At 70.4% G+C, this 25887-nt stretch carries 26 protein-coding genes; 25 read left to right on the top strand and 1 reads right to left on the bottom strand.

Annotated elements, in window-relative coordinates:
- Positions 1-29 precede the first annotated feature (29 nt).
- From rplN to ASE01_RS09940, 23 genes are all read left to right on the top strand, one after another.
- Positions 30-398 carry a 50S ribosomal protein L14 gene (rplN, locus tag ASE01_RS09830; protein WP_056750343.1) on the top strand — a complete coding sequence of 123 codons (369 nt, stop codon included), beginning with the start codon at positions 30-32 and terminating at the stop codon, positions 396-398.
- Positions 398-793, top strand: coding sequence for a 50S ribosomal protein L24 (gene rplX / locus ASE01_RS09835; protein WP_056750347.1), 396 nt, complete (start codon positions 398-400; stop codon positions 791-793). The genes rplN and rplX overlap by 1 nt, the downstream gene beginning before the upstream one ends.
- Positions 793-1374: a 50S ribosomal protein L5 gene (gene rplE / locus ASE01_RS09840; protein WP_056750351.1), complete on the top strand. Its 582-nt coding sequence runs from the start codon at positions 793-795 to the stop codon at positions 1372-1374. The genes rplX and rplE overlap by 1 nt, the downstream gene beginning before the upstream one ends.
- A gap of 1 nt (position 1375) precedes the next feature.
- Positions 1376-1561 (top strand): type Z 30S ribosomal protein S14, encoded by a 186-nt coding sequence (locus tag ASE01_RS09845; protein WP_056151931.1) that lies wholly within the window; start codon positions 1376-1378, stop codon positions 1559-1561.
- A 66-nt stretch (positions 1562-1627) separates the two neighbouring features.
- Positions 1628-2032, top strand: coding sequence for a 30S ribosomal protein S8 (gene rpsH, locus ASE01_RS09850; protein ID WP_056750355.1), 405 nt, complete (start codon positions 1628-1630; stop codon positions 2030-2032).
- Between the two features lie 23 nt (positions 2033-2055).
- Complete coding sequence (gene rplF, locus ASE01_RS09855; protein WP_056750358.1) at positions 2056-2595, top strand: 50S ribosomal protein L6; 540 nt, start codon at positions 2056-2058, stop codon at positions 2593-2595.
- A 2-nt stretch (positions 2596-2597) separates the two neighbouring features.
- Positions 2598-2981 (top strand): 50S ribosomal protein L18, encoded by a 384-nt coding sequence (gene rplR / locus ASE01_RS09860; RefSeq protein ID WP_056750363.1) that lies wholly within the window; start codon positions 2598-2600, stop codon positions 2979-2981.
- A 24-nt stretch (positions 2982-3005) separates the two neighbouring features.
- Positions 3006-3650, top strand: coding sequence for a 30S ribosomal protein S5 (gene rpsE, locus ASE01_RS09865; protein WP_056750367.1), 645 nt, complete (start codon positions 3006-3008; stop codon positions 3648-3650).
- A complete protein-coding gene (gene rpmD, locus ASE01_RS09870; protein ID WP_056750370.1) occupies positions 3650-3838 on the top strand; it encodes a 50S ribosomal protein L30 in 189 nt (62 codons plus the stop codon). Before rpsE ends, rpmD begins: the two co-directional genes overlap by 1 nt.
- 1 nt (position 3839) lies before the next feature.
- The gene (gene rplO, locus ASE01_RS09875; protein ID WP_056750374.1) at positions 3840-4280 is read left to right on the top strand and encodes a 50S ribosomal protein L15; all 441 of its coding nucleotides are present in this window, start codon (positions 3840-3842) and stop codon (positions 4278-4280) included.
- Positions 4281-4426: 146 nt separating this feature from the next.
- Positions 4427-5740, top strand: coding sequence for a preprotein translocase subunit SecY (secY, locus tag ASE01_RS09880; protein ID WP_056750378.1), 1314 nt, complete (start codon positions 4427-4429; stop codon positions 5738-5740).
- Positions 5737-6312, top strand: coding sequence for an adenylate kinase (locus ASE01_RS09885; protein ID WP_200958804.1), 576 nt, complete (start codon positions 5737-5739; stop codon positions 6310-6312). The genes secY and ASE01_RS09885 overlap by 4 nt, the downstream gene beginning before the upstream one ends.
- A gap of 23 nt (positions 6313-6335) precedes the next feature.
- Complete coding sequence (gene map / locus ASE01_RS09890) at positions 6336-7154, top strand: type I methionyl aminopeptidase (RefSeq protein WP_082605973.1); 819 nt, start codon at positions 6336-6338, stop codon at positions 7152-7154.
- Positions 7155-7208: 54 nt separating this feature from the next.
- Entirely contained in the window at positions 7209-8000 is a 792-nt protein-coding gene (locus ASE01_RS09895) for a 2,3-dihydro-2,3-dihydroxybenzoate dehydrogenase (protein ID WP_056750385.1), read from the top strand.
- Positions 7997-9193 carry an isochorismate synthase MenF gene (locus ASE01_RS09900; RefSeq protein ID WP_056750387.1) on the top strand — a complete coding sequence of 399 codons (1197 nt, stop codon included), beginning with the start codon at positions 7997-7999 and terminating at the stop codon, positions 9191-9193. The genes ASE01_RS09895 and ASE01_RS09900 overlap by 4 nt, the downstream gene beginning before the upstream one ends.
- Before the next feature lie 32 nt (positions 9194-9225).
- On the top strand, positions 9226-10860 hold the full coding sequence (locus ASE01_RS09905; RefSeq protein ID WP_235535942.1) for a (2,3-dihydroxybenzoyl)adenylate synthase: 1635 nt from the start codon (positions 9226-9228) through the stop codon (positions 10858-10860).
- A gap of 1 nt (position 10861) precedes the next feature.
- Positions 10862-11776, top strand: a complete 915-nt coding sequence (locus tag ASE01_RS09910; protein ID WP_157537243.1) for an isochorismatase family protein — start codon at positions 10862-10864, stop codon at positions 11774-11776.
- Positions 11776-15672, top strand: a complete 3897-nt coding sequence (locus ASE01_RS09915; RefSeq protein ID WP_056750393.1) for a non-ribosomal peptide synthetase — start codon at positions 11776-11778, stop codon at positions 15670-15672. The genes ASE01_RS09910 and ASE01_RS09915 overlap by 1 nt, the downstream gene beginning before the upstream one ends.
- 33 nt (positions 15673-15705) lie before the next feature.
- On the top strand, positions 15706-16362 hold the full coding sequence (locus ASE01_RS09920) for a FadR/GntR family transcriptional regulator (RefSeq protein ID WP_235535972.1): 657 nt from the start codon (positions 15706-15708) through the stop codon (positions 16360-16362).
- A 103-nt stretch (positions 16363-16465) separates the two neighbouring features.
- Positions 16466-17491 carry a FecCD family ABC transporter permease gene (locus tag ASE01_RS09925; RefSeq protein ID WP_056750403.1) on the top strand — a complete coding sequence of 342 codons (1026 nt, stop codon included), beginning with the start codon at positions 16466-16468 and terminating at the stop codon, positions 17489-17491.
- Positions 17488-18522 carry a FecCD family ABC transporter permease gene (locus ASE01_RS09930; protein WP_082605974.1) on the top strand — a complete coding sequence of 345 codons (1035 nt, stop codon included), beginning with the start codon at positions 17488-17490 and terminating at the stop codon, positions 18520-18522. Before ASE01_RS09925 ends, ASE01_RS09930 begins: the two co-directional genes overlap by 4 nt.
- Positions 18515-19327, top strand: coding sequence for an ABC transporter ATP-binding protein (locus ASE01_RS09935; protein ID WP_056750406.1), 813 nt, complete (start codon positions 18515-18517; stop codon positions 19325-19327). Before ASE01_RS09930 ends, ASE01_RS09935 begins: the two co-directional genes overlap by 8 nt.
- Positions 19324-20568, top strand: coding sequence for an enterochelin esterase domain-containing protein (locus ASE01_RS09940; RefSeq protein WP_056750409.1), 1245 nt, complete (start codon positions 19324-19326; stop codon positions 20566-20568). Before ASE01_RS09935 ends, ASE01_RS09940 begins: the two co-directional genes overlap by 4 nt.
- A 159-nt stretch (positions 20569-20727) precedes the next feature.
- Here ASE01_RS09940 and ASE01_RS09945 read toward each other — a convergent pair whose 3' ends face one another.
- Positions 20728-22818, bottom strand: a complete 2091-nt coding sequence (locus ASE01_RS09945; RefSeq protein ID WP_056750412.1) for a hypothetical protein — start codon at positions 22816-22818, stop codon at positions 20728-20730.
- Between the two features lie 244 nt (positions 22819-23062).
- On the opposite strand from ASE01_RS09945, the gene ASE01_RS09950 reads away from it, so the two are divergent.
- Both ASE01_RS09950 and ASE01_RS09955 read left to right on the top strand, forming a co-directional pair.
- Complete coding sequence (locus ASE01_RS09950; RefSeq protein ID WP_056750415.1) at positions 23063-24829, top strand: hypothetical protein; 1767 nt, start codon at positions 23063-23065, stop codon at positions 24827-24829.
- Between the two features lie 4 nt (positions 24830-24833).
- Entirely contained in the window at positions 24834-25832 is a 999-nt protein-coding gene (locus tag ASE01_RS09955) for an iron-siderophore ABC transporter substrate-binding protein (protein WP_056750418.1), read from the top strand.
- Positions 25833-25887: the final 55 nt, after the last annotated feature.

Below are 25887 nucleotides of genomic sequence, written 5' to 3' on the forward strand. Positions count from 1 at the left end.
AGAACCGGCACGACAACCAGGAGAAATCGATGATTCAGCAGGAGTCGCGACTCAAGGTCGCCGACAACACCGGTGCGAAGGAGATCCTTTGCATCCGCGTGCTCGGCGGCTCGGGTCGTCGGTACGCCGGGATCGGCGACGTCATCGTCGCCACCGTCAAGGACGCCATCCCCGGTGGCAACGTGAAGAAGGGTGACGTCGTCAAGGCCGTCATCGTGCGCACCGTCAAGGAGCGCCGTCGGCCTGACGGTTCCTACATCCGCTTCGACGAGAACGCGGCAGTGATCCTCAAGAACGACGGCGAGCCCCGTGGAACCCGCATCTTCGGCCCGGTGGGCCGCGAGCTGCGGGACAAGAAGTTCATGAAGATCATTTCGCTCGCGCCGGAGGTGCTGTGATGGGTACCCGCAAGAAGGCGGAGCAGGACCGCAAGAAGCCCAACCTGCATGTCAAGAAGGGCGACACCGTCAAGGTCATCGCCGGCAAGGACAAGGGCGCCGAGGGCAAGATCATCAAGGTGATCCGTGAGGACCACCGCGTGATCGTCGAGGGTGTCAACCGCATCAAGAAGCACACCAAGGTCGTCGACCAGGGTGGGCGTGCGGGAAACACGGGCGGCATCATCACCACCGAGGCCCCCATCCACGTGTCCAACGTGATGCTGGTCGAGGGTGACGGCGTCACCCGCGTCGGCCACAAGCGGGTCGACGTCACCAAGCGTCGCCCCGACGGCTCGGAGTACGCCTCGACGCGCAGCGTCCGTGTCTCCCGCAAGACCGGGAAGGAAATCTGATGACTGAGTCCACCGACACCGCGGTCGCCGAGAAGGTGACCCCGCGTCTCAAGACGAGGTACCGCGAGGAGATCCTCCCGGCTCTCAAGACCGAGTTCGAGATCCCGAACGTCATGCAGGTCCCCGGTCTGGTCAAGATCGTGGTCAACATGGGTGTCGGCGAGGCAGCTCGCGACTCCAAGCTGATCGAGGGCGCGATCCGCGACCTCACCGCGATCACCGGCCAGAAGCCGTCGGTGACCAAGGCTCGCAAGTCCATCGCGCAGTTCAAGCTCCGCGAGGGCATGCCGATCGGCACGCACGTCACGCTGCGTGGCGACCGCATGTGGGAGTTCCTCGACCGCCTGCTGTCGCTGGCGCTTCCGCGTATCCGTGACTTCCGTGGTCTCTCGCCCAAGCAGTTCGACGGCCGCGGCAACTACACCTTCGGTCTGACCGAGCAGGTCATGTTCCACGAGATCGACCAGGACAAGGTCGACCGCCAGCGGGGCATGGACATCACCATCGTCACCACGGCGACCAATGACGAGCAGGGGCGCGCGCTGTTGAAGCAGCTCGGCTTCCCGTTCAAGGAGAACTGACATGGCGAAGACCGCTCTGAAGGTCAAGGCTGCTCGCAAGCCGAAGTTCGCGGTGCGCGGCTACACCCGCTGCCAGCGCTGTGGACGTCCCAAGTCCGTCTACCGCAAGTTCGGCCTCTGCCGGATCTGCCTGCGCGAGATGGCGCACCGTGGCGAACTGCCCGGTGTGACCAAGTCGAGCTGGTAACCCAACACGTAGCAGGTCGCCTCGCCACAGCGCGTTGCGAAACCACTTCGAGAAAGAACACACATCATGACGATGACTGACCCGATCGCAGACATGCTCACGCGTCTGCGCAACGCCAACCAGGCGTACCACGATGCGGTGACCATGCCGTACAGCAAGCTCAAGGAGGGTGTGGCCGAGATCCTGAAGCAGGAGGGCTACATCACCTCCTTCGGGGTTGCCGACAACGAGAACGGCGTCGGCAAGCTGCTGACCGTCACCCTCAAGTACGGCCGCAACCGCGAGCGTTCCATTGCCGGCGTCCGCCGGATCAGCAAGCCCGGCCTGCGCGTCTACGCCAAGCACACCGGTCTCCCGAAGGTGCTCGGCGGCCTCGGCGTCGCGATCATCTCGACGAGCCAGGGCCTGCTGACCGACCGCCAGGCCAACCAGAAGGGCGTGGGTGGGGAAGTCCTCGCCTACGTCTGGTGAGTTAGGGAAGGAGAGAGAAGAACATGTCGCGCATCGGCAAGCTCCCCGTCCCGGTCCCCGCGGGCGTTGACGTCCAGCTCGAGGGCCCCGTGGTCACGGTCAAGGGTCCCAAGGGAACCCTGAGCCACTCCGTGGTCTCCCCGATCACGGTGGAGAAGGGTGAAGGCGTCCTGGACGTCCTTCGTCCCGACGACCACCGGATCTCCAAGTCGCTCCACGGCCTCAGCCGCACCCTGATCAACAACATGGTCGTGGGTGTGACCGAGGGCTACGAGAAGAAGCTCGAGATCGTGGGCGTGGGTTACCGCGTCCTGTCCAAGGGCCCGACCCAGCTGGAGTTCCAGCTCGGTTACTCGCACGTGATCATCTTCGACGCACCCGAGGGCATCACCTTCGCCGTCGAGAGCCCGACCAAGCTCGGTGTCATCGGCATCGACAAGCAGCTGGTCGGCGAGGTCGCGGCGAACATTCGCAAGCTTCGCAAGCCTGAGCCCTACAAGGGCAAGGGCGTCCGGTACGCCGGCGAACATGTCCGCCGCAAGGTCGGAAAGGCTGGTAAGTGACCATGGCGATCACCCTGAAGCACAAGCGGAACCTCTCGGCTCGCGCCAGCTCCAAGCTGCGCCGCCAGATCCGTGGACGCAAGAAGATCTCCGGAACCGCCGCGCGCCCGCGCCTGGTGGTCACCCGGTCGACGAAGCACATCACCGCTCAGGTCGTCGACGACCTGATCGGAAAGACCCTGGTGTCTGCCTCGACCCTCGAGGGCGACCTGCGCGCCTTCGACGGCGACAAGACCGCCAAGGCCAAGAAGGTCGGCGAGCTCGTGGCCGCCCGTGCCAAGGACCAAGGTGTCGAGACGGTCGTGTTCGACCGGTCCGGCAACAAGTATCACGGTCGCATCGCGGCCCTGGCAGATGGCGCCCGCGAGGGCGGCCTGACCTTCTGACGCGAACAGGACTGAGGAGAAATCATGAGCGGACCCCAGCGCGGACAGCGTTCGGGCGGCGATCGTGGTGGCCGTGGTGGCCGCGACGGTGGCCGCGGCGGCGCCGAGAAGAGCCAGTACGTCGAGCGCGTCGTTGCGATCAACCGTGTCGCCAAGGTCGTGAAGGGTGGTCGTCGCTTCAGCTTCACCGCCCTCGTGATCGTCGGTGACGGCGACGGCCTGGTCGGCGTCGGCTACGGCAAGGCCAAGGAAGTTCCCGCGGCGATTGCCAAGGGTGTCGAGGAGGCGAAGAAGAACTTCTTCCGCGTCCCCCGCATCCAGGGCACCATCCCGCACCCGGTCCAGGGTGAGAAGGCTGCCGGCGTGGTGTTCCTGCGCCCCGCCGCCCCCGGTACCGGTGTGATCGCCGGTGGTCCGGTGCGCGCCGTCCTGGAGTGCGCCGGCATCCACGACGTGCTCAGCAAGTCGCTGGGCTCGTCGAACCAGATCAACATCGTGCACGCCACGGTCGAGGCCCTCCGCATGCTGGAGATGCCCGAGACCGTTGCTGCCCGTCGTGGTCTGCCCGTCGAGCACGTCGCCCCGGCGGCACTGCTCAAGGCTCAGGCCGAGGGCGAGGCCGCTGCGGTTGCCGCGAAGTCGGGAACGACCGAGTCGGTGACGGCCTGATGGCACAGCTGAAGGTCAAGCAGACCAAGTCGAAGATCGGCACGAAGGCCAACCAGCGCGAGACTCTTCGCAGCCTGGGCCTGAAGCGGATCGGCGACGTCGTGATCAAGGAGGACCGTCCCGAGATCCGGGGCATGGTCCACACCGTCCGTCACCTGGTGACGGTCGAGGTCGTCGGAGGCAAGTGAAATGACGCTCAAGCTGCACCACCTGCGCCCCGCGCCGGGTGCCAAGACCGCCAAGACCCGCGTTGGTCGTGGTGAGGGATCCAAGGGCAAGACCTCCGGTCGTGGTACCAAGGGCACCAAGGCCCGGTACCAGGTCCCGGTCGCGTTCGAGGGTGGCCAGATGCCGCTGCACATGCGGCTGCCGAAGCTCAAGGGCTTCCGGAACCCCTTCAAGGTGACCTTCCAGGTCGTCAACCTCGACCGGATCAGCTCGCTGTTCCCCGAGGGTGGCGACGTCACCCCGGAGACGCTGGTCGCCAAGGGTGCGGTCCGCAAGGGCCACCCCGTCAAGGTGCTCGGCCAGGGTGACCTGACGGTCAAGGTCTCGGTGAGCGCGGACGCGTTCTCGGCCTCGGCCAAGGAAAAGATCGAAGGCGCTGGCGGGACCGTCACGGTTCTGTGATGCGCCGCAAGGGGCGCGGTGACCTCGCCAGGTCGCCGCGCCCCTTGCGTATCCCCATGCCCTGTCACGGTCCTGTGATGGCGTGGGGACCCCCCTGTTAGGCTTCCCGCTGGTCACAAGGCCAGTAGCAAGAGAAGAGGACCTGAGTGCTCAGCGCGTTCGTGAACGCCTTCCGGACCCCGGACCTGCGGCGCAAGCTGCTGTTCGTCCTCCTGGTCATCGTGATCTTCCGGGCCGGCTCGCAGATCCCCGCCCCCGGGGTGCACGTCTCCAACGTCGAGAAGTGCATCGACGTCGTCCAGGAAGGCAGCAACGCCAGTCTCTACAGCCTGGTGAACCTGTTCTCAGGTGGAGCGCTGCTGCAGCTGACGATCTTCGCGCTCGGCATCATGCCGTACATCACCGCGAGCATCATCCTGCAGCTGCTCGTCGTGGTGATCCCGCGCCTGGAGACCCTCAAGAAGGAGGGGCAGGCCGGTCAGACCAAGATCACGCAGTACACCCGCTACCTCACGCTCGGCCTCGCCGTGCTGCAGGCCACCGGCATCGTCGCGCTGGCCCGCACCGGCAATCTCCTGCAGGGCTGTGACAACACGCTCTATCCGTTGTTGCACGACAACGGGACCTCGACCTTCCTGGTGATGGTCGTGACCATGACCGCGGGAACCGCCGTGATCATGTGGCTCGGCGAGCTGATCACCGAGCGCGGCGTCGGCAACGGCATGTCGATCCTGATCTTCACCCAGGTCGTGGCGACCTTCCCTGCGTCGTTGTGGCAGGTCAAGATCAGCCAGGGCTGGTGGACCTTCGGCGTCGTGGTCGTGATCGGACTGGTGCTGGTCGCAGCGGTCATCTTCATCGAGCAGGCGCAGCGCCGGATCCCGGTGCAGTACGCCCGACGCATGGTCGGCCGCAAGATGTTCGGCGGCAGCTCGACCTACATCCCGCTCAAGGTGAACCAGGCCGGCATCATCCCGGTCATCTTCGCCAGCTCCTTGCTGTACCTGCCCGCCATGGCGGTGCAGTTCAACCAGGAGGATCCGAACCAGATCATCCGGTGGGTCAACGAGTACCTCGTCGACCAGGGTCACCCGATCCACATGGCCGCGTACTTCCTGCTCATCATCTTCTTCACCTACTTCTACGTGTCGATCACCTTCAACCCGCAAGAGGTGGCCGACAACATGAAGAAGTACGGCGGCTTCATCCCCGGAATCCGGGCGGGCAAGCCGACCCAGGACTACCTGTCCTACGTCCTGTCCCGCATCACGTTGCCGGGCGCTCTCTACCTGGGTCTGATCTCGCTCGTACCGCTGATCGCGTTCGTGCTGATCGATGCCAACCAGAACTTCCCGTTCGGTGGCACCTCCATCCTGATCATGGTGGGCGTCGCGCTCGACACGGTGAAGCAGATCGAGAGCCAGCTCCAGCAGCGCAACTATGAAGGATTCTTGCGTTGAGGCTTTTGATCATGGGCCCCCCGGGCGCCGGCAAGGGCACCCAGGCCACGGCTGTTGCCGAGCACTTCGGCATCCCGGCCATCTCCACCGGTGACATCTTCCGGGCCAACGTCGGCCAGGGCACGCCGCTGGGCGTCGAGGCCAAGCGCTACATGGACGCTGGCGAGTACGTCCCGGACGAGGTCACCAACAACATGGTCCGCAGCCGGATCGCGGAGTCGGACGCCGGCGCGGGGTTCCTCCTCGACGGCTACCCCCGCACCCTGGCCCAGGTCACCGAGCTCGACTCGATGATCCAGGCCACCGGTCACCAGCTCGACGCCGTCCTCGTCCTCACCGTCGACCAGGAGGCCGTCGTCACTCGCCTGCTCAAGCGGGCCGAGATCGAGGGTCGCGCCGATGACACCGAGGACGTCATCCGGCGCCGCCTCGAGGTCTACGCCGCGGAGACCGAGCCCCTGATCGCCGTCTACGGTGGTCGCGGCCTGGTCGTCTCGGTCGACGGCATGGGCGAGATCGCCGACGTCCAGCAGCGGATCTTCGCCGCTCTGGACGACGTTCCCGAGAGCTGAACCGGCTCCCGCCGGACCGGACGTTGTTCAACCAGCGGATCGAGGTCAAGACCCCCGACGAGGTGCACGCGATGCGTGCGGCTGGTCTGGTGGTCGCCCGGACCCTGGCGTTGCTCCGCGACGCCGTACGTCCGGGTGTCCGGACCGGTGACCTGGACGCCCTCGCCGAGCAGACCATCCGCGAGCAGGGCGCAGTTCCGTCCTTCCTCGGGTACGGCGTGCCGCCGTTCCCCGCGAGCATCTGCGCCTCGGTCAACGACGAGGTCGTGCACGGCATCCCGGGAGCTCGCGAGCTCGCCGAGGGTGACGTGATCTCCATCGACTGCGGCGCCATCGTCGACGGGTGGCACGGCGACGCCGCCATCACGGTGCCGGTGGGGGAGATCCCCCCCGACGTCAGTGAGCTGCTGCGCGTGACCGAGGAGTCGCTGTGGCGCGGTCTGGCTGCTGCCCGGGTCGGTGGTCGCGTCGGTGACATCTCGCACGCCGTCCAGTCCTGGGTGGAGTCGCAGGGCGAGTACGGCATCACCGACGGCTACACCGGGCACGGCATCGGTTCGCAGATGCACATGGATCCCGACGTCCCGAACAGTGGCCGGCCCGGTCGTGGCCCTCGGCTCAAGGAGGGCATGGCACTCGCCGTCGAGCCGATGATCACGCTCGGCACCGATGACTCGCGCATCGCCGCCGACGAGTGGACCGTCGTGACCACCGACGGCTCCTGGGCGGCTCACTTCGAGCACACCTTCGCCCTCACCGAGCGCGGCGTGTGGGTCCTGACCGCCGAGGACGGCGGTCGGGAACGGCTCGAGGCGCTCGGTGTCGCGTTCGGCGGTCCCTGATCACCTGCTGAGCGGACTTGCGTCGATGAATAAGGTAAGCCTTATCATCATCACATGATTGCTCGCGCGGCCGTGGGGGGCGCGGTCCTGGTGACCGGCGCCGCTTCCGGCATCGGCCGCGCGGTGGTCGAGCTGCTGGTTCGCAGCGACATTCCCGTCGCCGCGCTGGACCGATCCGTCGACGGGCTCGCCGACCTCGCCGATCACGCCCGTCGGGTGGACGGCGCCACCGGGCGCGCACGGCTGGAGACCTTCGTGGTCGACGTGAGTGACCCGGCAGCCGTGCGGGAGGCCTTCGTCGGCGCCGAGGCGTCGCTCGGGCAGCTGGGTGGCGTCGTCTCGGCGGCCGGCATCCTCGAGACCGGCGGGATCGACGAGGTCACCGAGGACTCCTGGCACCGCCACCTCGCCGTCAATGCCGGCGGAGTGATGCACTGCCTTCGCGGCGCATCGCAGCACCTGCGCAGTGGTGGGGCCGTGGTCGTCGTCGGCTCCAACGCCGCTCGGGTGCCTCGGACCGGGATGGTGGCCTACGCCGCATCCAAGGCGGCAGCGGCGGCTGCAGCGCGCTCGGCCGGGCTCGAGCTGGCCGCCCGCGGCATCCGTTGCAACATCGTCGAGCCGGGGTCGACCGACACCCCGATGCAGCGTGATCTCTGGACTGACCCGGACGTGGGAGCATCACGTGCCGTGCTCGGTGACCCCGAGCAGTTCCGGATCGGCATCCCGTTGGGGCGCATCGCCGCGCCCGAGGACGTGGCTGCCGTGGTGGGGTTCCTGTTGTCGGACGCTGCGCGGCATGTGACGCTGCAACAGATGTTCGTCGACGGAGGAGCTTCCCTGTGACCGACCACGACCCCGCCCTGGTGAGCAGGACCCCGATCACCCCGGCGGCCCTGACCGCCCGCCCGCTGCTGTTCGCCTCCGGCCAGGACGCGTACGTCGCCAGTCGGATCGTCCGGACCCTCCAGACCCCTGACGGGGCCGATCCTGCGTGGGCCGAGGACGTCATCGCTGCGCTGGAGCCGGGGGAGCGGGCCATGTGTGCGCTGTCCTTCGCCTCGGGTGCGCCCGGCATCGCGCACCGCGTGATCGGCGCCGAGCGCGCACTGCTCCGCCCGGAGCAGGACCTGACGATCGAGCGGCACTACGACGTGACCGCCTTCCCGACCGCCACTGAGTACGCCGCCATGGTCGAGGTCGCCCTGGCGAAGATCGCCGACGGCTCGCTCCACAAGGTCGTGCTCGGCCGCTGCCTCGACGTCGTGAGCACGCCGGCCCTGGTGCCGGCCGAGATCATCGACCGACTCCTGACGACCCGTCCGGGTCGCTACGTGTTCAGTCTCCCGCTGGTCCCGGGCGACGACGCCAACGAGGACGGCCTCCCGCTCGACGGCGCGATCCTTGTCGGTGCCAGCCCGGAGCTGCTCGTGCGTCGCGACGGTCTCGAGATCGCCTGCACGCCGCTGGCGGGTTCGGTGCCCCGCTCCGAGGACCCCGCTGAGGACGCGCGTCGGGCTGCGGGTCTGCAGAACTCGGCCAAGGACCTCGCCGAGCACGCCTTCGTGGTGGAGGCCATCGTGCACGCGTTGAAGGACGTGTGCGTCGAGATCGAGTACCCCGCCACCCCGGAGCTGATGTCGACCGACACGGTCTGGCACCTCGCCACCCCCATCCACGCCCGGCTCGCCGACGTCGCCGACGGCCCGAGTGCCCTGCGGCTGGCCCAGATCCTGCACCCGACCCCTGCGGTCGGCGGCGTTCCGACCGCGGCGGCCAACGCCGTGATCGCCGACCTCGAGGGAGACCTCCGCGACTGGTTCGCCGGCTGCGTGGGCTGGGTCGACGCCAACGGGGACGGCGAGTTCGCGGTGACGATCCGTGCTGCCGTGCTCGACGGCCCCAAGCTGCGCCTGTTCGCCGGGGCGGGCATCGTCGCCGGTTCCGACCCCGCCTCCGAGGTCCGTGAGACCGGCGCCAAGCTCGCCACGATGGCCCGCGTCACCGGCTTCACCCCACCCGGGTCGGCCTCGGGGTGAACCGCGCGTCTGCGCGGTCACCACTCGCACCTGTGGCCGCTCCCCCCGAGGACCTTGCTGCGCACTATCGGGCGCAGGGCTACTGGATCGACGAGACCTTCGCAGACTTCGTTGCCGATCGCACGACCCGTTTCGCCGGACGCACGGCTCTGGTCGGCGTCGACGCCCACGGCCGTCCGCACCGCCTGACCTACGCGGCGCTGGCCGACGCCGCGAGCGTGGCATCGGCGCGACTCGGTGCGGCGGGCGTCGTACCCGGCGACCGGGTGGTGCTCGCCCTCCCGAACGTGATCGAGCTCGTCGTCGTCGTGCTCGGTTGCTTCCGGATGGGAGTCGTGCCGGTCTTCGCGCAGCCGGCCCACCGCGAGCACGAGCTGTCCCAGTTCTGCGCGATCGCCGACGCCGCGGCGGTGGTGGTCAGCGGGGACACCGACGGGCACGACCAGCTCGCGCTGGTGGAGCGGGTGGCGGCGGACCTGCGCGGTCGCGGGCTGGTCCCGCCTGCCGTGATCGACGTGCAGGGCTGGTCCGGATCGCCGGGCCCGCCGGACACGCCGGGCGGGCAGGTCCGCACCAGCGCCGGCGCCGGATCGGTCGCGCTCCTCCAGCTGTCCGGGGGCACGACCGGCGTGGCCAAGCTGATCCCGCGCACCCACGCCGACTACCTCTACTCCGTGCGTGCCTCGGCGGAGATCTGCGGACTGGACGAGGAGTCCGTCCTGCTGGTGGTGCTCCCGGCCGCCCACAACTTCGCGATGAGCTCGCCCGGGATCCTCGGTGCGCTGCACACCGGCGGCACCGTCGTGCTGGCGCGCGATCCGAGCCCGCGGACCTCGTTCCGGCTGATCGCCGACGAGCGGGTGACGCTGACGTCGCTGGTGCCGCCGCTCGCCCAGGCGTGGATCTCCTCCGCACGCCGCCGGATGCCGGACCTGTCCAGCCTCGAGGTGATCCAGGTCGGTGGGGCACGGCTCTCCGATGCGGTCGCCACCGAGATCGGTCCGGTGCTGGGCGCCCGCGTGCAGCAGGTGTTCGGCATGGCCGAGGGCCTGGTCAACTACACCCGCCTCGACGACCCGGACGAGCTCGCGCTCACCACCCAGGGCCGACCGATCAGCCCCGACGACGAGATCCGCGTGGTCGACCCGGACAGTCCCGACGAGGCCGAGGTCGCGCCCGGCGCCGAGGGCGCGCTGCTGACCCGGGGGCCGTACACGATCCGCGGCTACTACGGCGTCGAGACCGATGCCTTCACCGCCGACGGCTTCTACCGCACCGGCGACCTCGTACGACGACTGCCGACCGGGCACCTGGTGGTCACCGGCCGCGTGAAGGACCAGATCAACCGGGGTGGCGAGAAGGTCGCCACCGAGGAGATCGAGGGGCCGCTGCTCGCGCACCCCGAGGTGCTCGACGCGGTCGCCCTCGGCCTGCCCGATCCCTACCTCGGCGAGCGGATCTGCGTGGTGGTCCGGACCGAGCGCGAGGAGCGGGCCGGCCAGGAGCTCGCCCGCGAGCTCGCCGACCACCTCCGTGCCGCCGGTCTGGCCACCTACAAGCTGCCGGACCAGTTCGAGTTCCTCGACACCTTCCCGGTCACTCCCGTCGGCAAGAACAGCCGCCGAGAGCTGCGCCAGCTGCTCGTCACCCGCCTCCAGGAGAGCTGAGATGTCCCTGCCCCCGTCGATCGACTACGCCACCCCCGACCTGGCCGACTTCCCGGCCAGCCGTGCCGGCTGGGAGCTGTCGCCCGACCGGGCAGCGGTGCTGGTGCACGACCTCCAGCTCTACTTCACGCGGCCCTACGCCCCGGACTGCGCTGCCTTCCTGCAGACCGTCCGGCGTACGGCGCAGATCCTGCGGGCAGCCCGCGGCGCGGGGATCCCGGTCTACTACACGGCCCAGCGGGGCAACCAGGACCAGCAGGCGCGCGGACTCCAGCGCGACCTCTGGGGGCCGGGCATGCAGGCGGTCCCCGAGCACACCGACATCATCGAGGCGGTCGCGCCGGCGCCGGGCGAGCGGGTCCTCGTCAAGCACCGCTACAGCGCCTTCGCGGGCAACGAGCTGGCAGCCGAGCTCGCCGCCCAGGGCCGCGACCAGCTCGTGATCACCGGCGTCTACGCCCACATCGGCATCGCGGCCACGGCCATGGAGGCCTTCCAGCGCGAGGTCCACCCGTTCGTCGTCGGCGATGCGGTGGCGGACTTCGGTCCCGAGGAGCACGCCCTGGCGTTGCGCCAGATCGCCAGCTGCTGCGGGGTGGTCGTCGGCGCCGATGCCGTCGTGAGCGTCTTCGAGGCGGCCACGGTCGGGAGCCGCCGAGGCCCCGACACCGGAGTCGGCACAGGCATCGACGACCTGGTCCGGGCCGAGCTGGTCCTCCACCTCGGCGAGGAGATGGCTGCCCTGACGTTCACGGACGCCGAGACCGACCTGTTCACGCTCGGCCTCGACTCCCTGCGTGCCTTCGAGGTCCTCGACGTGCTCGCCGATGCGGGTGTCGACGTCGACTTCGGTGCGTTCACCCGCCGACCGACGATCGGGTTCCTCCGCGAGCAGGCGCTCGCCGTCGCCCACTGATGGTCGGGCCGACGCCCACGCCCGGCGAGGAGTGGCTGCCCCTCGCGGCTGCGCAGGAGGGACTGCTCTTCGCCCACCAGCTCGCGCCGGACAACCCCTGCTGCACGACCGCGGAGGTCGTCGAGCTGGTCGGGCCCATCGATGCCGGAGCGCTCCGCACGGCCCACGAGCGTGCCTACGCCGAGTTCGAGCAGGTCCGCGTCGAGCTGGCACTCACCCCCGAGGGACCCCGGCAGCGGGTGGGGCCTGCGCCCGCCGTACCCCTGCCGGTCGTGGACGTCGCCGACGACGCCGCCGCGCAGGCGTGGCTGGACGCCGACGTCGCGGTGCCGTTCACGCTGATCGGCGACCAGGCGACTGACCGGGCGGCTGCGGGGCTGGTCAGGTCGGCGCTGCTGAGGCTTCCGGACGGGCGCTGCTGGTGGTACCACGCGGCGCACCACGTGATCGCCGACGGTTTCGGTGCCCAGCAGCTGCTGCGCCGGATCGCCGCGCACCACGACGCCGTCCTCCTCGGTGAGGTGGCGTCGGCCGAGGAGATCGCCTCCCTCGCGGAGGTGGTGGCCGAGGACCGCGCCCGCGACGACACAGCGGCCCTCGCTGCCTGGGACGCGCGACTGGCTGACCTGTCCACGCCCGCCGGCGCAGTCGCCCTCGCCGGCAGGCAGGCCGCCCCCGCGGCGCGCGCCCTGCGGGAGGTCGCCGTGCTCGACGAGGAGGTGCAGGCCGCGATCGTCCGGGGCGCGCGCCGGCTCGGGGTCGCCTGGCCCGACCTGGTCACCGCAGCCATCGGGGCCTACCTCGCACGGATGGCCGGGCTCCCGGCGACGCGGATCGGACTGCCGCTGATGAACCGTGCCCTGCCGGGCGTCGGGCAGCTCGCCGCGGCACGCACGGTGTGCACCGCGATGAACGTGCTGCCGGTGACGGTTCCCGCCGACGGATCCCTGGCCGACACCCTGCGGGCGACATCGGAGGAGCAGCGCGCCATCCGAGCCCACCCCTTCCTCCGGCAGGAGCGACTCCAGCGCAGCCTGGCCCGGTCCCGGCCCGGCACCCAGCTGTTCGGTGCTCAGCTCAACGTCATCCCGTTCGACCTCGAGCTGGCGCTGGGAGGAGTCCGCGGCACGATCCGCAACCTCACCGCCGGACCGGTCGAGGACATGACGATCGGGCTGCGAGGCGCACCGGGGCGCGGCCGCGCCGTACGTCTCGAGATCGACGCCCACCCGCAGCTGTACGACGCCGGGGAGATCTCGGCGCACGCCGCGCGCCTCACCGCGTGGCTGGTGACCGTGGCCGGTGCGGACCCGGACAGCCGGATCGCGGACCTGCCGCTGGTCACACCGACCGAGCGGGCGGTGCTGGAAGGCTTCAACCGCACCGCCCGCGAGCACGTCCCGCACACGCTGGGCCGACGCTTCGTCGACCTGGCCCGGCTGATGCCGGACGCGCCGGCGCTGATCCACGGCGAGCAGACCCGCACCTACGGCGAGCTCCTGACCCGGGCCCGGCAGATCGCTGCCGGCCTCCGCGCCCGGGGTGTCGGTGTCGGCGACGTGGTGGGCGTCGCGCTGCCGCGCGGCCTCGGCCTCTACGAGACGGTCCACGCGGTGCAGCTCCTCGGTGCGGTCTACCTGCCGCTCGACCCCGACCTTCCCGCCCAGCGGACCGCGATGATGCTCGAGGACGCCGAGGTGCGCGTGGTGGTCGACGACCCGGACGCCCTGGTGGAGCCGGTCGATCCGCAGGACACGAGCGTCCACGACGACCCCTCGGGTGCGGCGTACCTCCTGTTCACCTCGGGCTCAACGGGTCGCCCCAAGGGCGTGCAGGTCGGCCACGCGGCGATCGACAACCGGCTGGCGTGGATGCAGCGGCACTTCGACCTCCGGCCGGGGGAGCGGGTCCTCCACAAGACGCCGATCTCCTTCGACGTCTCCGTGTGGGAGCTGTTCTGGCCGCTGCAGGTTGGTGGGTGTGTGGTGATTGCCGATCCGGGAGCCCACCGGGACCCCCGTCAGCTGGCCGACCTGGTCGTCGACGGCGGTGTCGACGTCCTGCACTTCGTTCCCTCGATGCTGCGGGCCTTCCTCGCGGACCGGGTCAGCCGGGAGCGGGTGCGCGGCGCGCAGGTGCGCGCCGTCGTCTGCAGCGGGGAAGCACTGACGCCCGACCTCGTGGACGGGTGCGTGAGGTGGTTCGGCGTGACGCCGACCAATCTCTACGGTCCGACCGAGGCCGCGGTGGACGTCACCGTGTGGGAGTGTGCGGCCGACGACACCGGTCCGGTGCCGATCGGCCGGCCGATCGACAACACCACCTGCCACGTGCTCGACCCCGCGGGTCGTCCCGTCCCGATCGGTGTCGTCGGCGAGCTGTGGCTCGGCGGCGTCCAGCTGGCCGACTGCTACGTCGGCAGGCCGGACCTCACCGCCGAGCGGTTCGTCGAGCTCGACCTTCCCGGGGGCCGCCGGCGGCTGTACCGGACCGGAGACCTCGTCGCGTGGCGCACCGACGGAGCGCTGCGGTACCTCGGTCGCACGGACGACCAGGTCAAGGTCCGTGGGCAACGGATCGAGCTGGGCGAGATCGAGGCCGTCGTGGCCGGGACGGAGGGCGTCGCGGCCGTCGCCGCCGGAGTGGTCGACGGCCGCCTGGTCGTGTGGTTCGTCCCCGACGACGGTGTCGACGACCGCACGGGCGCGGAACGACTGCGCCGTCGCGCGGCCGAGCACCTGCCGGACTCGTGGCTGCCGAGCCACGTCCTGCCGGTCGACCAGATGCCCCTCGGCGCCAGTGGCAAGACCGACCGGGCGCGGCTGGCGCGGATCGCGCCGCTGACCCTGACCGACGCCGACGCCGAGGCTCCCGGCAGCCTGCTGGAGGAGCGGCTGTGCGTGCTGTTCGGGGAGGTGCTGGGAGTCGATCGGGTCGGCCCCGAGGCCGACTTCTTCGCCCACGGCGGTGACTCCCTCGGCGTCCTGCGCCTCCTCGCCCGGATCGACGACGACCTCGGCTCCGAGGTCGGTCTCGCGACCGTCTTCGAGGCGCCCACACCGGCCGGGCTCGCCGCAGCGCTGACGAGCGGCGGCCCCGTGACCACCGGCCTCGAGCCGGTGCTGACCCTGCGCCGGGCGCGCGGCACCGACCGCGCCCCGCTCTTCCTGCTCCCGCCCGCCGGTGGGCTCGGCTGGTGCTACGCCGGGCTGCTCCGCTCGCTGCCGACCGACCAGGAGGTCCATGCCCTCCAGGTCCCGGGCATCGACGGCGGCACGCCCGTCCTCGACGCCGACCTCGTCGCGCTCGCGGCGCGTCAGCTCGCCGTGATCCGGGAACGCGTCGGTCGCGGCCGGTTCCACGTCGCGGGCTGGTCGCTCGGCGGGATGGCCGCCCACGCGGTCGCCGCCCTCGCCCGCAGTGAGGGCCAGGACGTCGGTGCCGTGCTGCTCATCGACGCCTACCCCTCCGACCAGTGGCAGCACCTCGCCACCCCCACCGAGGAGGAGGCTCTCCGCGGGATCCTGCGGCTGGGCGGAGTCGAGGGACTCCTGCCCGAGGGCACACCGATCGACCGTGAGGTGGTGGCCCAGACGCTGCGGGCCGGGGGATCGGCGCTCGCGGAGCTCCCCCCGGAGGTGCTCACCGGGTGCATCGCCAGTGTCGTCGCCGCGTCGAGGCTGGTGCGGAGCTCGCAGCACCCGGTCCTGGACGGCGACGTCGACGTGGTGGTGGCCACCGCCCCGCGTGCGGAGACCTGGCTCGACGCGACCGGCTGGTCGTCGTACACGAAGGGGGAGGTGCGCGCCCATCCCGTTGCCGCCGCCCACGGGGACCTCGTCCGGAGTCCGGGCGTCGAGGTGGTCGGCGCCACGCTCGCGTCCCTGCTGCAGTGATCGGTCGCGGATCCCTACACTTGCCCGGTGTCGATGGGAAGCGAGCGTGCGCGCGAGACGGTGCGACGGCTGCAGGCTGACATCACCTCGGGGCGCTGGCCGGTCAACGGCCGGATCCCCACCGAGGTCGAGCTCGCCCAGGAGCTGGGCGTCGGACGCAGCACGGTGCGCGAGGCCGTCCGCAGCCTGGCCCACCTCGGGATGCTCGAGCCGGCACCCGGACGCGGCACCTTCGTGCGCTCCCTCAATCCGGTGCGTGGCGTGGTGGCCGACTTCGCCGCGGACCACGCGTGGGAGGACATCCTCGACGTACGCCGGGCGTTGGAGATCGAGGCGGCCCAGCTCGCGTCAGTGCGGGCGGACGCCGACGGGGTCTCCCGCCTGCAGGCGGCCCACGAGGCCGACCTGGCCGGGACCGATGACGCCGAGCGCGGCCGGACGCCCGGGCAGTTCCACGCGGTGCTCGTCGACCTCGCGGGCAACCTGTTGCTCGCCGAGCTCTACTCGGGGCTGATGTCGGCACTGCGCCAGGGCATCGACCAGGGAGCATTGCGGATCGGTCAGGGGGCCGACCAGCGGCACGAGGAGCACGCCGGCCTGCTCGCCGCGATCCGCGACGGCGAGCGGGACGAGGCGGGCCGGCTGGCGGCCGCGCACGCGTGCCGGGACCTCAGCCTCACCGACGGCTGATCTCGCCCGACCTCACCGCGGCACATCATCCGATGAATGTTAGGGTGTGCTTGGTTCGCAGCGGTCCGACGGTGGTCCTGCACCCCGTTCCGGAAAGCCGAATGTGTCGTCACCTGCCCCTGTCGAGCGCGCCGCCCAGCGGCGCCCGGCCCTTGCGCTCCTCGTCAGTCTGCTGGCTCTGGTCCTCGCGGTCCTGCTGAGCATCTCCTTCGGCTCCAACGACATCGCGCTGGACCGGGTCTGGCACCACCTGCTCCACCCCGACGGCAGCATCGAGTCCGGCGTCGTCCACGACCAGCGGGTTCCCCGCACCGTCGTCGCGGGCATCGTCGGTGCCGCGCTCGGCCTCGCGGGAGCGCTGATGCAGTCGCTGACCCGCAACCCGCTCGCCGACCCCGGGATCCTCGGGATCAACGCCGGGGCCACCCTCGCCGTGGTCGTCGCCGTCGCGGTCGCCGGGGTCTCCGGGATCTGGTTCTACCTCTGGTTTGCCTTCGCCGGCGCCGCGATCGCCGCCGTGTCGGTCTACGTGCTGGCCGGGACGGGACGCGCCCGGGCCAGTCCCGCGCGGCTGGCACTCGCCGGGATCGCCGTCAGCGCCGCCCTCACCGCGATCGTGCAGACGGTCATGCTGCTGGACCAGGTGGTCTTCAACGAGCTGCGTTTCTGGGTTGTCGGCTCCCTGCAGGGGCGCGGCTGGTCGGTACTGAGTGCCGTCGGACCGTTCCTGGCGATCGGCGTGCTGCTGGCGCTCCTGCTCGGGCCGGCACTCAACGCCCTGGCCCTCGGCGACGAGACGGCGCAGGGCCTCGGGGTCCGGATCGCCCGCGCCCGCGCCGGCGCCATGATCGCGGTCACCCTGCTGGCCGGTGCTGCCACGGCGGCGGTCGGACCGATCGGCTTCGTCGGCCTCGGCGTCCCGCTGATCGCCCGCGCCCTGGTCGGACCGGACCAGCGGTGGATCACCGGACTGTGCCTGCTGCTCGGACCGGCCTGGCTGATGTCGGCCGACACCCTCGCCCGGGTCGTGCTGCCCGAGGCCGAGATCGAGGTCGGCATCGTCGCCGCCCTGATCGGTGCCCCGGTCTTCGTCGTCATGGTGTCGCGCCGCAAGGTGGCGGCCCTGTGAAGCACCTGCTGGTGGGTCGCGGCCCGGTGCTGCTCCGGATCCCGGCGCGGGCCGTGGTGGCGAGCACCGTCGTCGTCGTGGTGCTGCTCGTCGTCTCGACGTGCAGCCTGCTGATCGGCGACTACACGATGACGCTGGGAGACACGCTCGCCGCCGTGGTCGGTCGCGGCGACGACGGCCTCGGCATCTACTACGTCCAGGAGATGCGCGCCCCTCGTGTGACGGCGGCGATCCTGGTCGGCATCGCCCTGGGGGTGGCCGGCTCGATCTTCCAGAACGTCACGGGCAACCCGCTGGGCAGCCCCGACATCATCGGCTTCACGACCGGCGCCGCCACCGGCGCGCTCGTCCAGATCCTGCTGCTGGGCGGTGACACGGACGCGGTCTCGCTGGGCGCCCTCGTCGGCGGCTTCGGTACGGCGGCCGTGGTGCTCGGCCTGACCCGCAGGTCCGGCCTGACCGGCAACCGGCTGGTCCTGGTCGGCATCGGGGTCGGTGCCGTGCTCGCCGCCGTCAACTCGTTGCTGATCGTGCGTGCCTCCCTGAGCGCCGCGCAGACCGCAGCGCAGTGGACTGCCGGCTCCCTCAACGCCGTGCTCTGGCCGCGCACGGTCCTGCTCGCGATCTTCGTGGCGCTGCTGCTCGTCCCGGCGGCGCTGCTGGCCCGCCCGCTCGGCATGCTCGCGCTCGGTGACGACCTCGCCTCAGGCGCCGGCGTCCGGGTCCGGCGGGTGCGCAACGGATCCGTGGTGGTGGCGGTGGCCCTCGTCTCGGTCGCGATCGCCGTCACCGGTCCACTGGCCTTCGTCGCGCTCGCGGCCCCCCAGGTGGCGCGGCGGCTCGGCGGTCTGGCCACCCCGGGCATGGCGTCCTCGGGGCTGGTGGGCGCACTGCTCGTCGTCACCAGTGACCTGGTGGGTCAACAGCTCTTCGCCCCGACCGAGCTCGCGGTCGGCGTCGTGACCGGTGCGGTCGGCGGCATCTACCTGGTCCTGCTGCTGGCAGGGGAGTGGAGGAAGCAACATGGCTGAGGTCCACGCCCGCCTGCGGGCAGACGGCATCGCGGTCAGGTACGGCGACCGGTCGGTGATCGACGGGCTCGACGTACGGATCCCGGACCAGCAGATGACGGTGATCGTCGGCCCGAACGCCTGTGGGAAGTCCACCCTGCTGCGCGCGCTCGCCCGGCTGACCCCGGAGTCGGCCGGCACGGTCCTGCTCGACGACCGTCCCCTGTCCGCCTACGGCGCCAAGGAGCTGGCTCGCCAGCTCGGACTCCTGCCGCAGTCGCCGACCGTGCCCGACGGCCTGAGCGTGGCCGACCTGGTCGCCCGCGGCCGCTACCCGCACCAGAGCCTGCTGCGGCAGTGGTCGAGGGCCGACGAGGTCGCCGTCGCCTCGGCGATGGCCGCCGCTGACGTCGGCGAGCTCGCCGACCGTGACGTCAACGAGCTGTCCGGAGGTCAGCGGCAGCGGGTCTGGTTGGCCATGGTGCTGGCCCAGGAGACCGGGCTGCTGCTCCTCGACGAGCCGACGACCTACCTCGACATCGCCCACCAGGTCGAGGTCCTCGAGCTCGCCCGCCGGCTCAGCAGGTCCGGGCGCACCGTGGTCACGGTGCTCCACGAGCTCAACCTCGCCTTCCGGTACGCCGACCACCTGGTCGTCATGTCGAAGGGCGCGATCGTCGCCGAGGGCGACCCCCGGACCATCGTCACCGCCGAGCTGATCGAGTCCGTCTACGACCTCCCGTGCCAGATCCTCGAGGATCCGCTCAGCGGCACGCCCCTGGTGATCCCGGCGGTCGTGACCCATCGGTCAGGGCGGACCCCATGACGTCGCGCCGCCAGCCGCCGAAGGTCCCGCGGCCCGAGCCCGTCGAGCGGGGTGAGTCGCCGACGATCGCGCGGATCCGCGCGGCAGCGGACCCGGCGGTCGCCGTCGACCAGTGGTGGTCCGGGGTGCAGCTGCCGCTGGTGGAGGACGTCGGCGTCGGCGGGCGACTGCTCGTCACCTTCTGCTGGCGCGACCCCGACGCCCGACAGGTCCTGCTCTTCGCCAACCGGCTCACTGACGAGACCCGGCTGCAGGACAGCCTCCTCGAGCGGGTTCCCGGCACGAACCTGTGGCACGTGGGCTACCTGATGGAACCGGACTGGCGGGCGTCGTACTCCTTGCTGGTGCAGGGCCGCGACGACCTCCGGCCCCCGTGGGAGCAGGAGGGCGACCAGGTCTCGATCCGCACGGCGCTCGACCACGGGCATCCCGATCCGCGCAACCCGCAGACGTGTCGCAACCGGGCGGGTGTCGTGCAGTCCGTGGCGGCACTGCCGCAGGCGCCCGGTCAACCCTGGCTGGAGGAACGACCCCACGTGCCTGCCGGAATCGTGACGACCACGACCGGCCCGCTCGATCGGACGTTGCTGACCTACGAGTCGCCGGGGGTGAGTGGCCCGGCCCCGCTGCTGCTGGTGCCCGACGGTGAGGTCTGGACGTCGGTCCAGTCGCTGTCGGTGACCCTCGACAACCTGGTCGCCGATGGCGTCGTGCCCCCGCTCCGGGCGGTGTTCCTGCCCTCCGGCGGCCGGGACGCGCGGTGGGCCGACCTCGGTGCCGGCGACGGAGCGGACGCCGCCGTCACCTACCTGGCCGAGCACCTGGCGCCGGACCTCGCCGCCCGTGGCTGGCTGCCCTCGCCGGACCGGGTGGCCATCGTCGGGCAGAGCCTCGGCGGCCTCACCGCACTGCGGATGGCGCTGCGCCACCCCGAGCTGTGCGGGATCGCGCTGAGCCAGTCCGCCTCGCTCTGGCTCGACGACCTGACCGCTGACCTGACCGGCGACCTCCCGGGCGGACGGCCGGGGGAGCGCACCCCGCCGCGGATCCACCTGGCCCACGGGCGTCAGGAGTGGGTCCTGGCGCCGCCTCACCGTGAGCTGGCGGTACGGCTGCGCGCGGTGGGCGTCGACCTCGCCGAGGTCGACCACAACGGCGGCCATGACTACGCCTGGTGGCGTGGCGCCGTCGCGGACGCCGTCGGATGGGCCTTCGGGAGCAGCTCGGACAGCCGGACGTAGTCCCTGCCTTCGTTTCGTCGTTTGGGCGGAAACTGCAGGAATTGCTGCGGTTTGGGACCAAACCGCAGCCCGGAGGTGGTGCGTGACCACACTGGTTCACTAGAAATGCACGACGGGCCCCTCCTCGAGGAGGGGCCCGCCGCGACGACACAGCTCAGGTCACTTGACGACCTTCACCGTGGTGGTGCCGGTGGATGCCTTGTGGTTGGCGCCTCCGGCGTAGGTCACCGTGATCTTCCAGGTGCCCTTGGCGAGCTTGGGCACGGCCACCGATCGCGTGCCGGCGGACGGCAGCGCGGAGATGATGGTCTTCCTGCTCGAGCCCTTGGTGAGCACGATCGTGATCTTGCCGCTCGCCTTCGGCGAGGTGGTGACCGTGACCTTGCCGGCCTTCTTGGAGGTCGGGACGGTGGCGACCTTGACGGTCGTCCTCGTCGCCGCCTTGGCGACCGTGTGGGTCGCCGTCGTTCCCGCCGCGGTGAGCTGGCTGTTGCCGCCGTAGCTGAAGGTCAACGCGTAGGCCTTCGCCGCCAGCGTGGACGGCAGGGTGAAGGTCGCCTCGCCGCGCTTGAGCTTGACCGTCTGCGCAGCACCTGCGCCGCTGATGGTCAGGTTGCCGGTGGCCTCGCGGCCGTCCTCGTCGGTGACCAGGACCGTGGTCCTGCCCGCGGTTCCGTAGGAGGAGGTGGTGTTGGCGACCTCGAACTCGACCGCATCGTTGCCGTGCGGCTCGACACCGGGCTCGAAGATCCGGAACACGTCGGTCGTCGCGGCCGAGGTGCCGGAGAAGGAGAACATGCCGACCCAGACCTCACCGGTGACCTCGTCGACGGCGACGTCGTTGACGCGACCGCTTCCGGGGACGGCGATGAGCGGCTCGAGGGTGTCGGCGTCGTAGGCACGCACGACGTTGGCCGAGTTGTCGGCGGCGTAGACGATGCCACGCTCGGAGTCGACGGCGACCGAGTTGATGTAGTTCGCCTGGACGCTGTCGATCACGGTGCCGTAGGTGGCCGAGGAGGTGTCGCCGTCCACGACCGAGATCTGGCCGTTGGCCTGGCCCTCGACCGTCTGGTTGGAGTACGACGCGACGTAGATGCGCTTGGTGTCGGCGTCGAACACCGGGCGGGCGTTGTGGGTGACGGTCGCGGGGAGCACGTCGACCTTGGCGTCGTTGGCGTGCAGGTCCGCGCCGCCGTCCTTGACCAGGTTGGCGTCCGAGACGTCGACCGCGATGACCGGGACCTTGAAGGTGCCGCCGCCGCCGTTGGAGACGATCAGGCCGGTGTAGGCGATCTCGTTCTCCTCGTCGATGGTGACGTCGAGCGCGCCGTAGTTCTGGCCGGCCGTGAGGTCGCCGCTGACCTGGTTGAACGCACCGTCACGCAGCGGGAGCGCGATCCGGGCCTCGACGGTCTTGGTGGCCAGGTCGATCACGGTGAGGTGCCCGGGACGGTTGGCGTTGCCGTTCTTGGCGCCCATCGAGGCGACGTACGCCTTGTTGGTGACGGTGTTGACCGCGACCTGGCGGGCGTTGTCGAGGATCGGGCTGCCGTCGGCCAGCTTCCAGAGGCGGTCGGCGTCGGTCGGCGCACCCTGCGACTTGTTGAAGATCACGATGCCGCCGCCGTAGCCGTAGTTGGCGCCGCCGTTGGTCTGGGTGATGTCGTTGCCGGTCATCTGCTGGCGCACGTGCACCGAGACGAACGTCGGGTCGGCGCTCGGGTCGATCGCCAGACCGTTGGGGGAGAAGTGGGTCCGCAGCGAGCTCTGCGACTGCTGGCCCTGGCCGTTGGGGGACCAGGCGATGCCGGCCCAGCTCTGGGCCTGGTTCTCGCGGCCACCGTTGAGGCGGGTCAGGTTGGTGTAGTCGAACTGCTTGCTGACCGTCTTGGTCTTCGCGTCGACCTCGACCAGCTTGGCGGCACCGCCGGTGGTGGAGTAGCCCCACTTCCAGCCGATCTCCTGCTCGTTGCTGTCGTAGACGGTCTCGCGGAAGCGGACGTCGCTGCGCGCCTGGGCGTCGGTCCGGTAGAACTTCCGGTTCACCGGGTCGAAGGCGGACTGGTAGCCCTGCGAGATCGGGGTGTCGACGGACTCGACCTGGTAGCTCCAGCCCGACTCCTCCTCGCCCTCGGCCTGGGCCGGCTGCGGGGCCAGCGCGAGAGGCGCGGCAACCAGCGCGAAGCCGGTGACAGCGGTCAGGCCGCGGTGCCTCCACCGCGTCGTGGCCGTTGAGTTGACCTTCATTTCGTCCCTTTCCTCGTCGGCACGCTCGGAATCGTGCCGGCTGTCCTGCCGCGGACTGGTTGCCCGATTCAGCAGATGATGATTAGGTAAGCCTAATCTTTATCAGACCTTAAGCCGATCCTTGGGCTGGACGCAAGTTATTCATCTGATGAAGAGCAGGGTAGCCTTACCTGCACTGCGACACGGGGACTCGGGACGGCCCTGGCGACGTGGACCACGCGACGAGTCGGATCGAGGAAGACCCATGACCATCCAGTACAGGCCTGCCCGCACACGCGGACTGATCGGGGCGGCGCTCGGCGTCGCCCTCGCCGCAGCGGCCCTGGTGCCGTTGTCGCCCCCTGCCCAGGCGCTCGTCACGCCCGTGGTCACCAACGGCGGGGTGAACGCGAAGATCACCCTCAGTGACGACCACTTCCACCCGGGCGACACCATCACCATCTCGGGGGAGGGCTTCGCGACCGACCCGGGTACGGCGGCGCTTCCGGGCAACCCCGTGCTGGCCGTCAAGGTCAACGGTGACGACTTCGCCGCCACCGGGTTCCCCTGGGTGGCCGGCGGCCCGTCCAACATCGACCCCTCCACCCTGCCCACCAGCGGCGGCTCGGGCGGCTACGCCGCCTTCGAGATCGTGAACGGCGAGTTCGACGGCACCCTGACCATCCCGGCCAGCTGGAACGCCGACAACCCGGGCACCGTCGTGCTGAACTTCCTGGGCGGCTCGCTGAGCACCACCAGCCCGGGCAAGGTGCTCACGCCCATCGGCATCCAGCCCTCCGTCACGGTCCTGCGACCTGACGAGCGCTTCATCGAGGTCACCTCGATCGCGCACACGCCGGGCTCGAACAACAACAAGTCCCTGGCCGTCAAGGTGCGCAACTTCAAGCGCAACGGCGGTGGCGCCCAGAAGATCGCGTTCAAGATCGACTCGGCCGACATCGTCGTCGACGGCGTCGCGGACCTCCAGTGCAAGCAGACCGACGCCGAGGGCGACGGTGACTTCGTGATCCAGCTGCCGACGCAGGTCGACAGCCTCACTGCCGGCGGCCACACCCTCAATGCGCTGGTCGGTACCGACTGCGGCGCGGTCCTCCCGTCCGACCCGGGCTTCCCGGTCGGCGGCTGGGCAGGCAACTTCCCGGCGCCGTTCAAGGTCGCGACCGCGACGATCAGCAGCACCACCCACGTCGCCGGCGGCACGCTGTCGGTGGACCTGGCGGGCTACACCAAGGCCGGCGGTGGCCAGAAGGTCGCGCTGCTGCTCGACGCTGCGCCGTTCCCGAACTACTCCTCGAGCCCGACGATCGAGCCGTGCGTCGTGACCAGCGTCGCCGGCGACGGCACCGCGACCGTCAACCTGCCGGCCGGCCTCAGCACCGGTGCGCACACGCTCAACGTCCTGGCCGGTACGGCCTGCGGCTCGGGCATCCCCGAGGCGCCGTCGCGTTCGATCGCTCTGCCGTTCACCGTCGTCGAGCAGCCGCTCGCGTTCTCGAAGGCTCCGACCTACGCCGGCACACCCCGCGTGGGGGTGCGCAGCACCTCGTCCGTGACGGCCAACAAGCCGGGCGTCACGCTGACCTACCAGTGGCTGCGCAGCGGCGTCGCGATCACCAACGCGAAGTCCTCGAGCTATGTCGCGACCGCCGCCGACGCGAAGAAGACCCTGTCGGTGCGGGTCACCGCGACCCTGGGTGAGGACGTCGTCCAGGCGACGTCGGTGGCCCGGACCGTCGCTCTCGGCGTGATCAGCAACAAGACCCGGGCGGCCACGTCCGGCACCTTCAAGGTCGGCAGGACCGTCAAGACCACCGCAGGCCGGTGGTCTGTCGCGGGCCTGACCGTGAAGTACCAGTGGCTGCGCAACGGCAAGGCGATCAAGGGTGCGACCAAGGCGAGCTACAAGCTCGTGAGGGCGGACAGGTCGCGCAGCGTCTCGGTCAAGGTCACCGTCAGCCGGACCGGCTACACCACGGCCAGCTCCACCGCTGCGGCGAAGAAGGTCAAGTGACCTCGTGAGCTCGAAGCAGCTGTCCAGGGGCGCGGCGGCGCTGGCCGTAGCCGCGCTCCTGGGCACCCTTCTCTCCGCGTGCGGCTCGGATCGTGCAGCGATCGACGGGCCCACCCGGTCGATCACCGATGTCCGCGGCGAGACGGTCGAGATCCCCGTGACGCCCGAGCGCGTCGTCACCCTCAGCGAGCCCACCCTCGACGGAGCACTCGCGCTCGGCGTCACGCCGGTGGGCACGGTCAGCGGTCGTGGCCAGGCCGGAGCTCCCGGCTACCTGGTCGATCTCGCGGGCGACATCCCGTTGCTCGGTGGTGTCGCACAGCCGAACTTCGAGGAGATCGGGGACGCGCGGCCGGACCTCATCCTCGTCGACGAGACGAGCATCAACAACAACCCGCCGGCGATCGAGGCACTCGAACGGATCGCGCCGTTGGTCGTCACCGGCCACGCCGGAGGTGACTGGCGTGAGAACCTCGCGCTCACGGCCGACGCGCTCAACCTCGCGGAGAAGGGTCGGGAGGTCATCGCGGAGTACGACGCCGAGGTGACCCGGGTCAAGGCAGCGCTGACCGATGTCGCGAACGACACCTTCTCCGTCGTGCGGTGGCAGGGTGGCGCGCCGTCGCTGATCCTCAAGGAGCTCCCCGCCGGCGTCGCGCTGGAGGACCTCGGTCTGGCACGTCCGCCGAGCCAGGACAAGCGCGGTCGCGGCCACTCCAGCCCGATCTCGCTGGAGAACCTCGCCGACATCGACGCCGACCGGATGTTCTTCGGGACCCTCGGTGGATCCAGCGTCAGCAACCCCTCCGCGGGTGGCGGCACCGGACTGGACGCTGCCCGCCAGGCACTGGCCGAAGCGGTCAAGGTGCCCGGCTTCACCTCACTCACGGCCTACCAGGACGACGCGATCATCCCCGTCGACGGTTCGCTGTGGACCTCGACCGGCGGGCCGTTGCTGATGCGTCGTCTCGTCGAGAACATCGAAAGAGAGCTCGCCCGATGATCCGGACCACGCACGCGTCCCGCACGTCCCGCACGTCCCGCACGTGTGGCAGGGG

Source organism: Nocardioides sp. Root190 (genome assembly GCF_001428565.1).
Taxonomy (GTDB): Bacteria; Actinomycetota; Actinomycetes; order Propionibacteriales; family Nocardioidaceae; genus Nocardioides.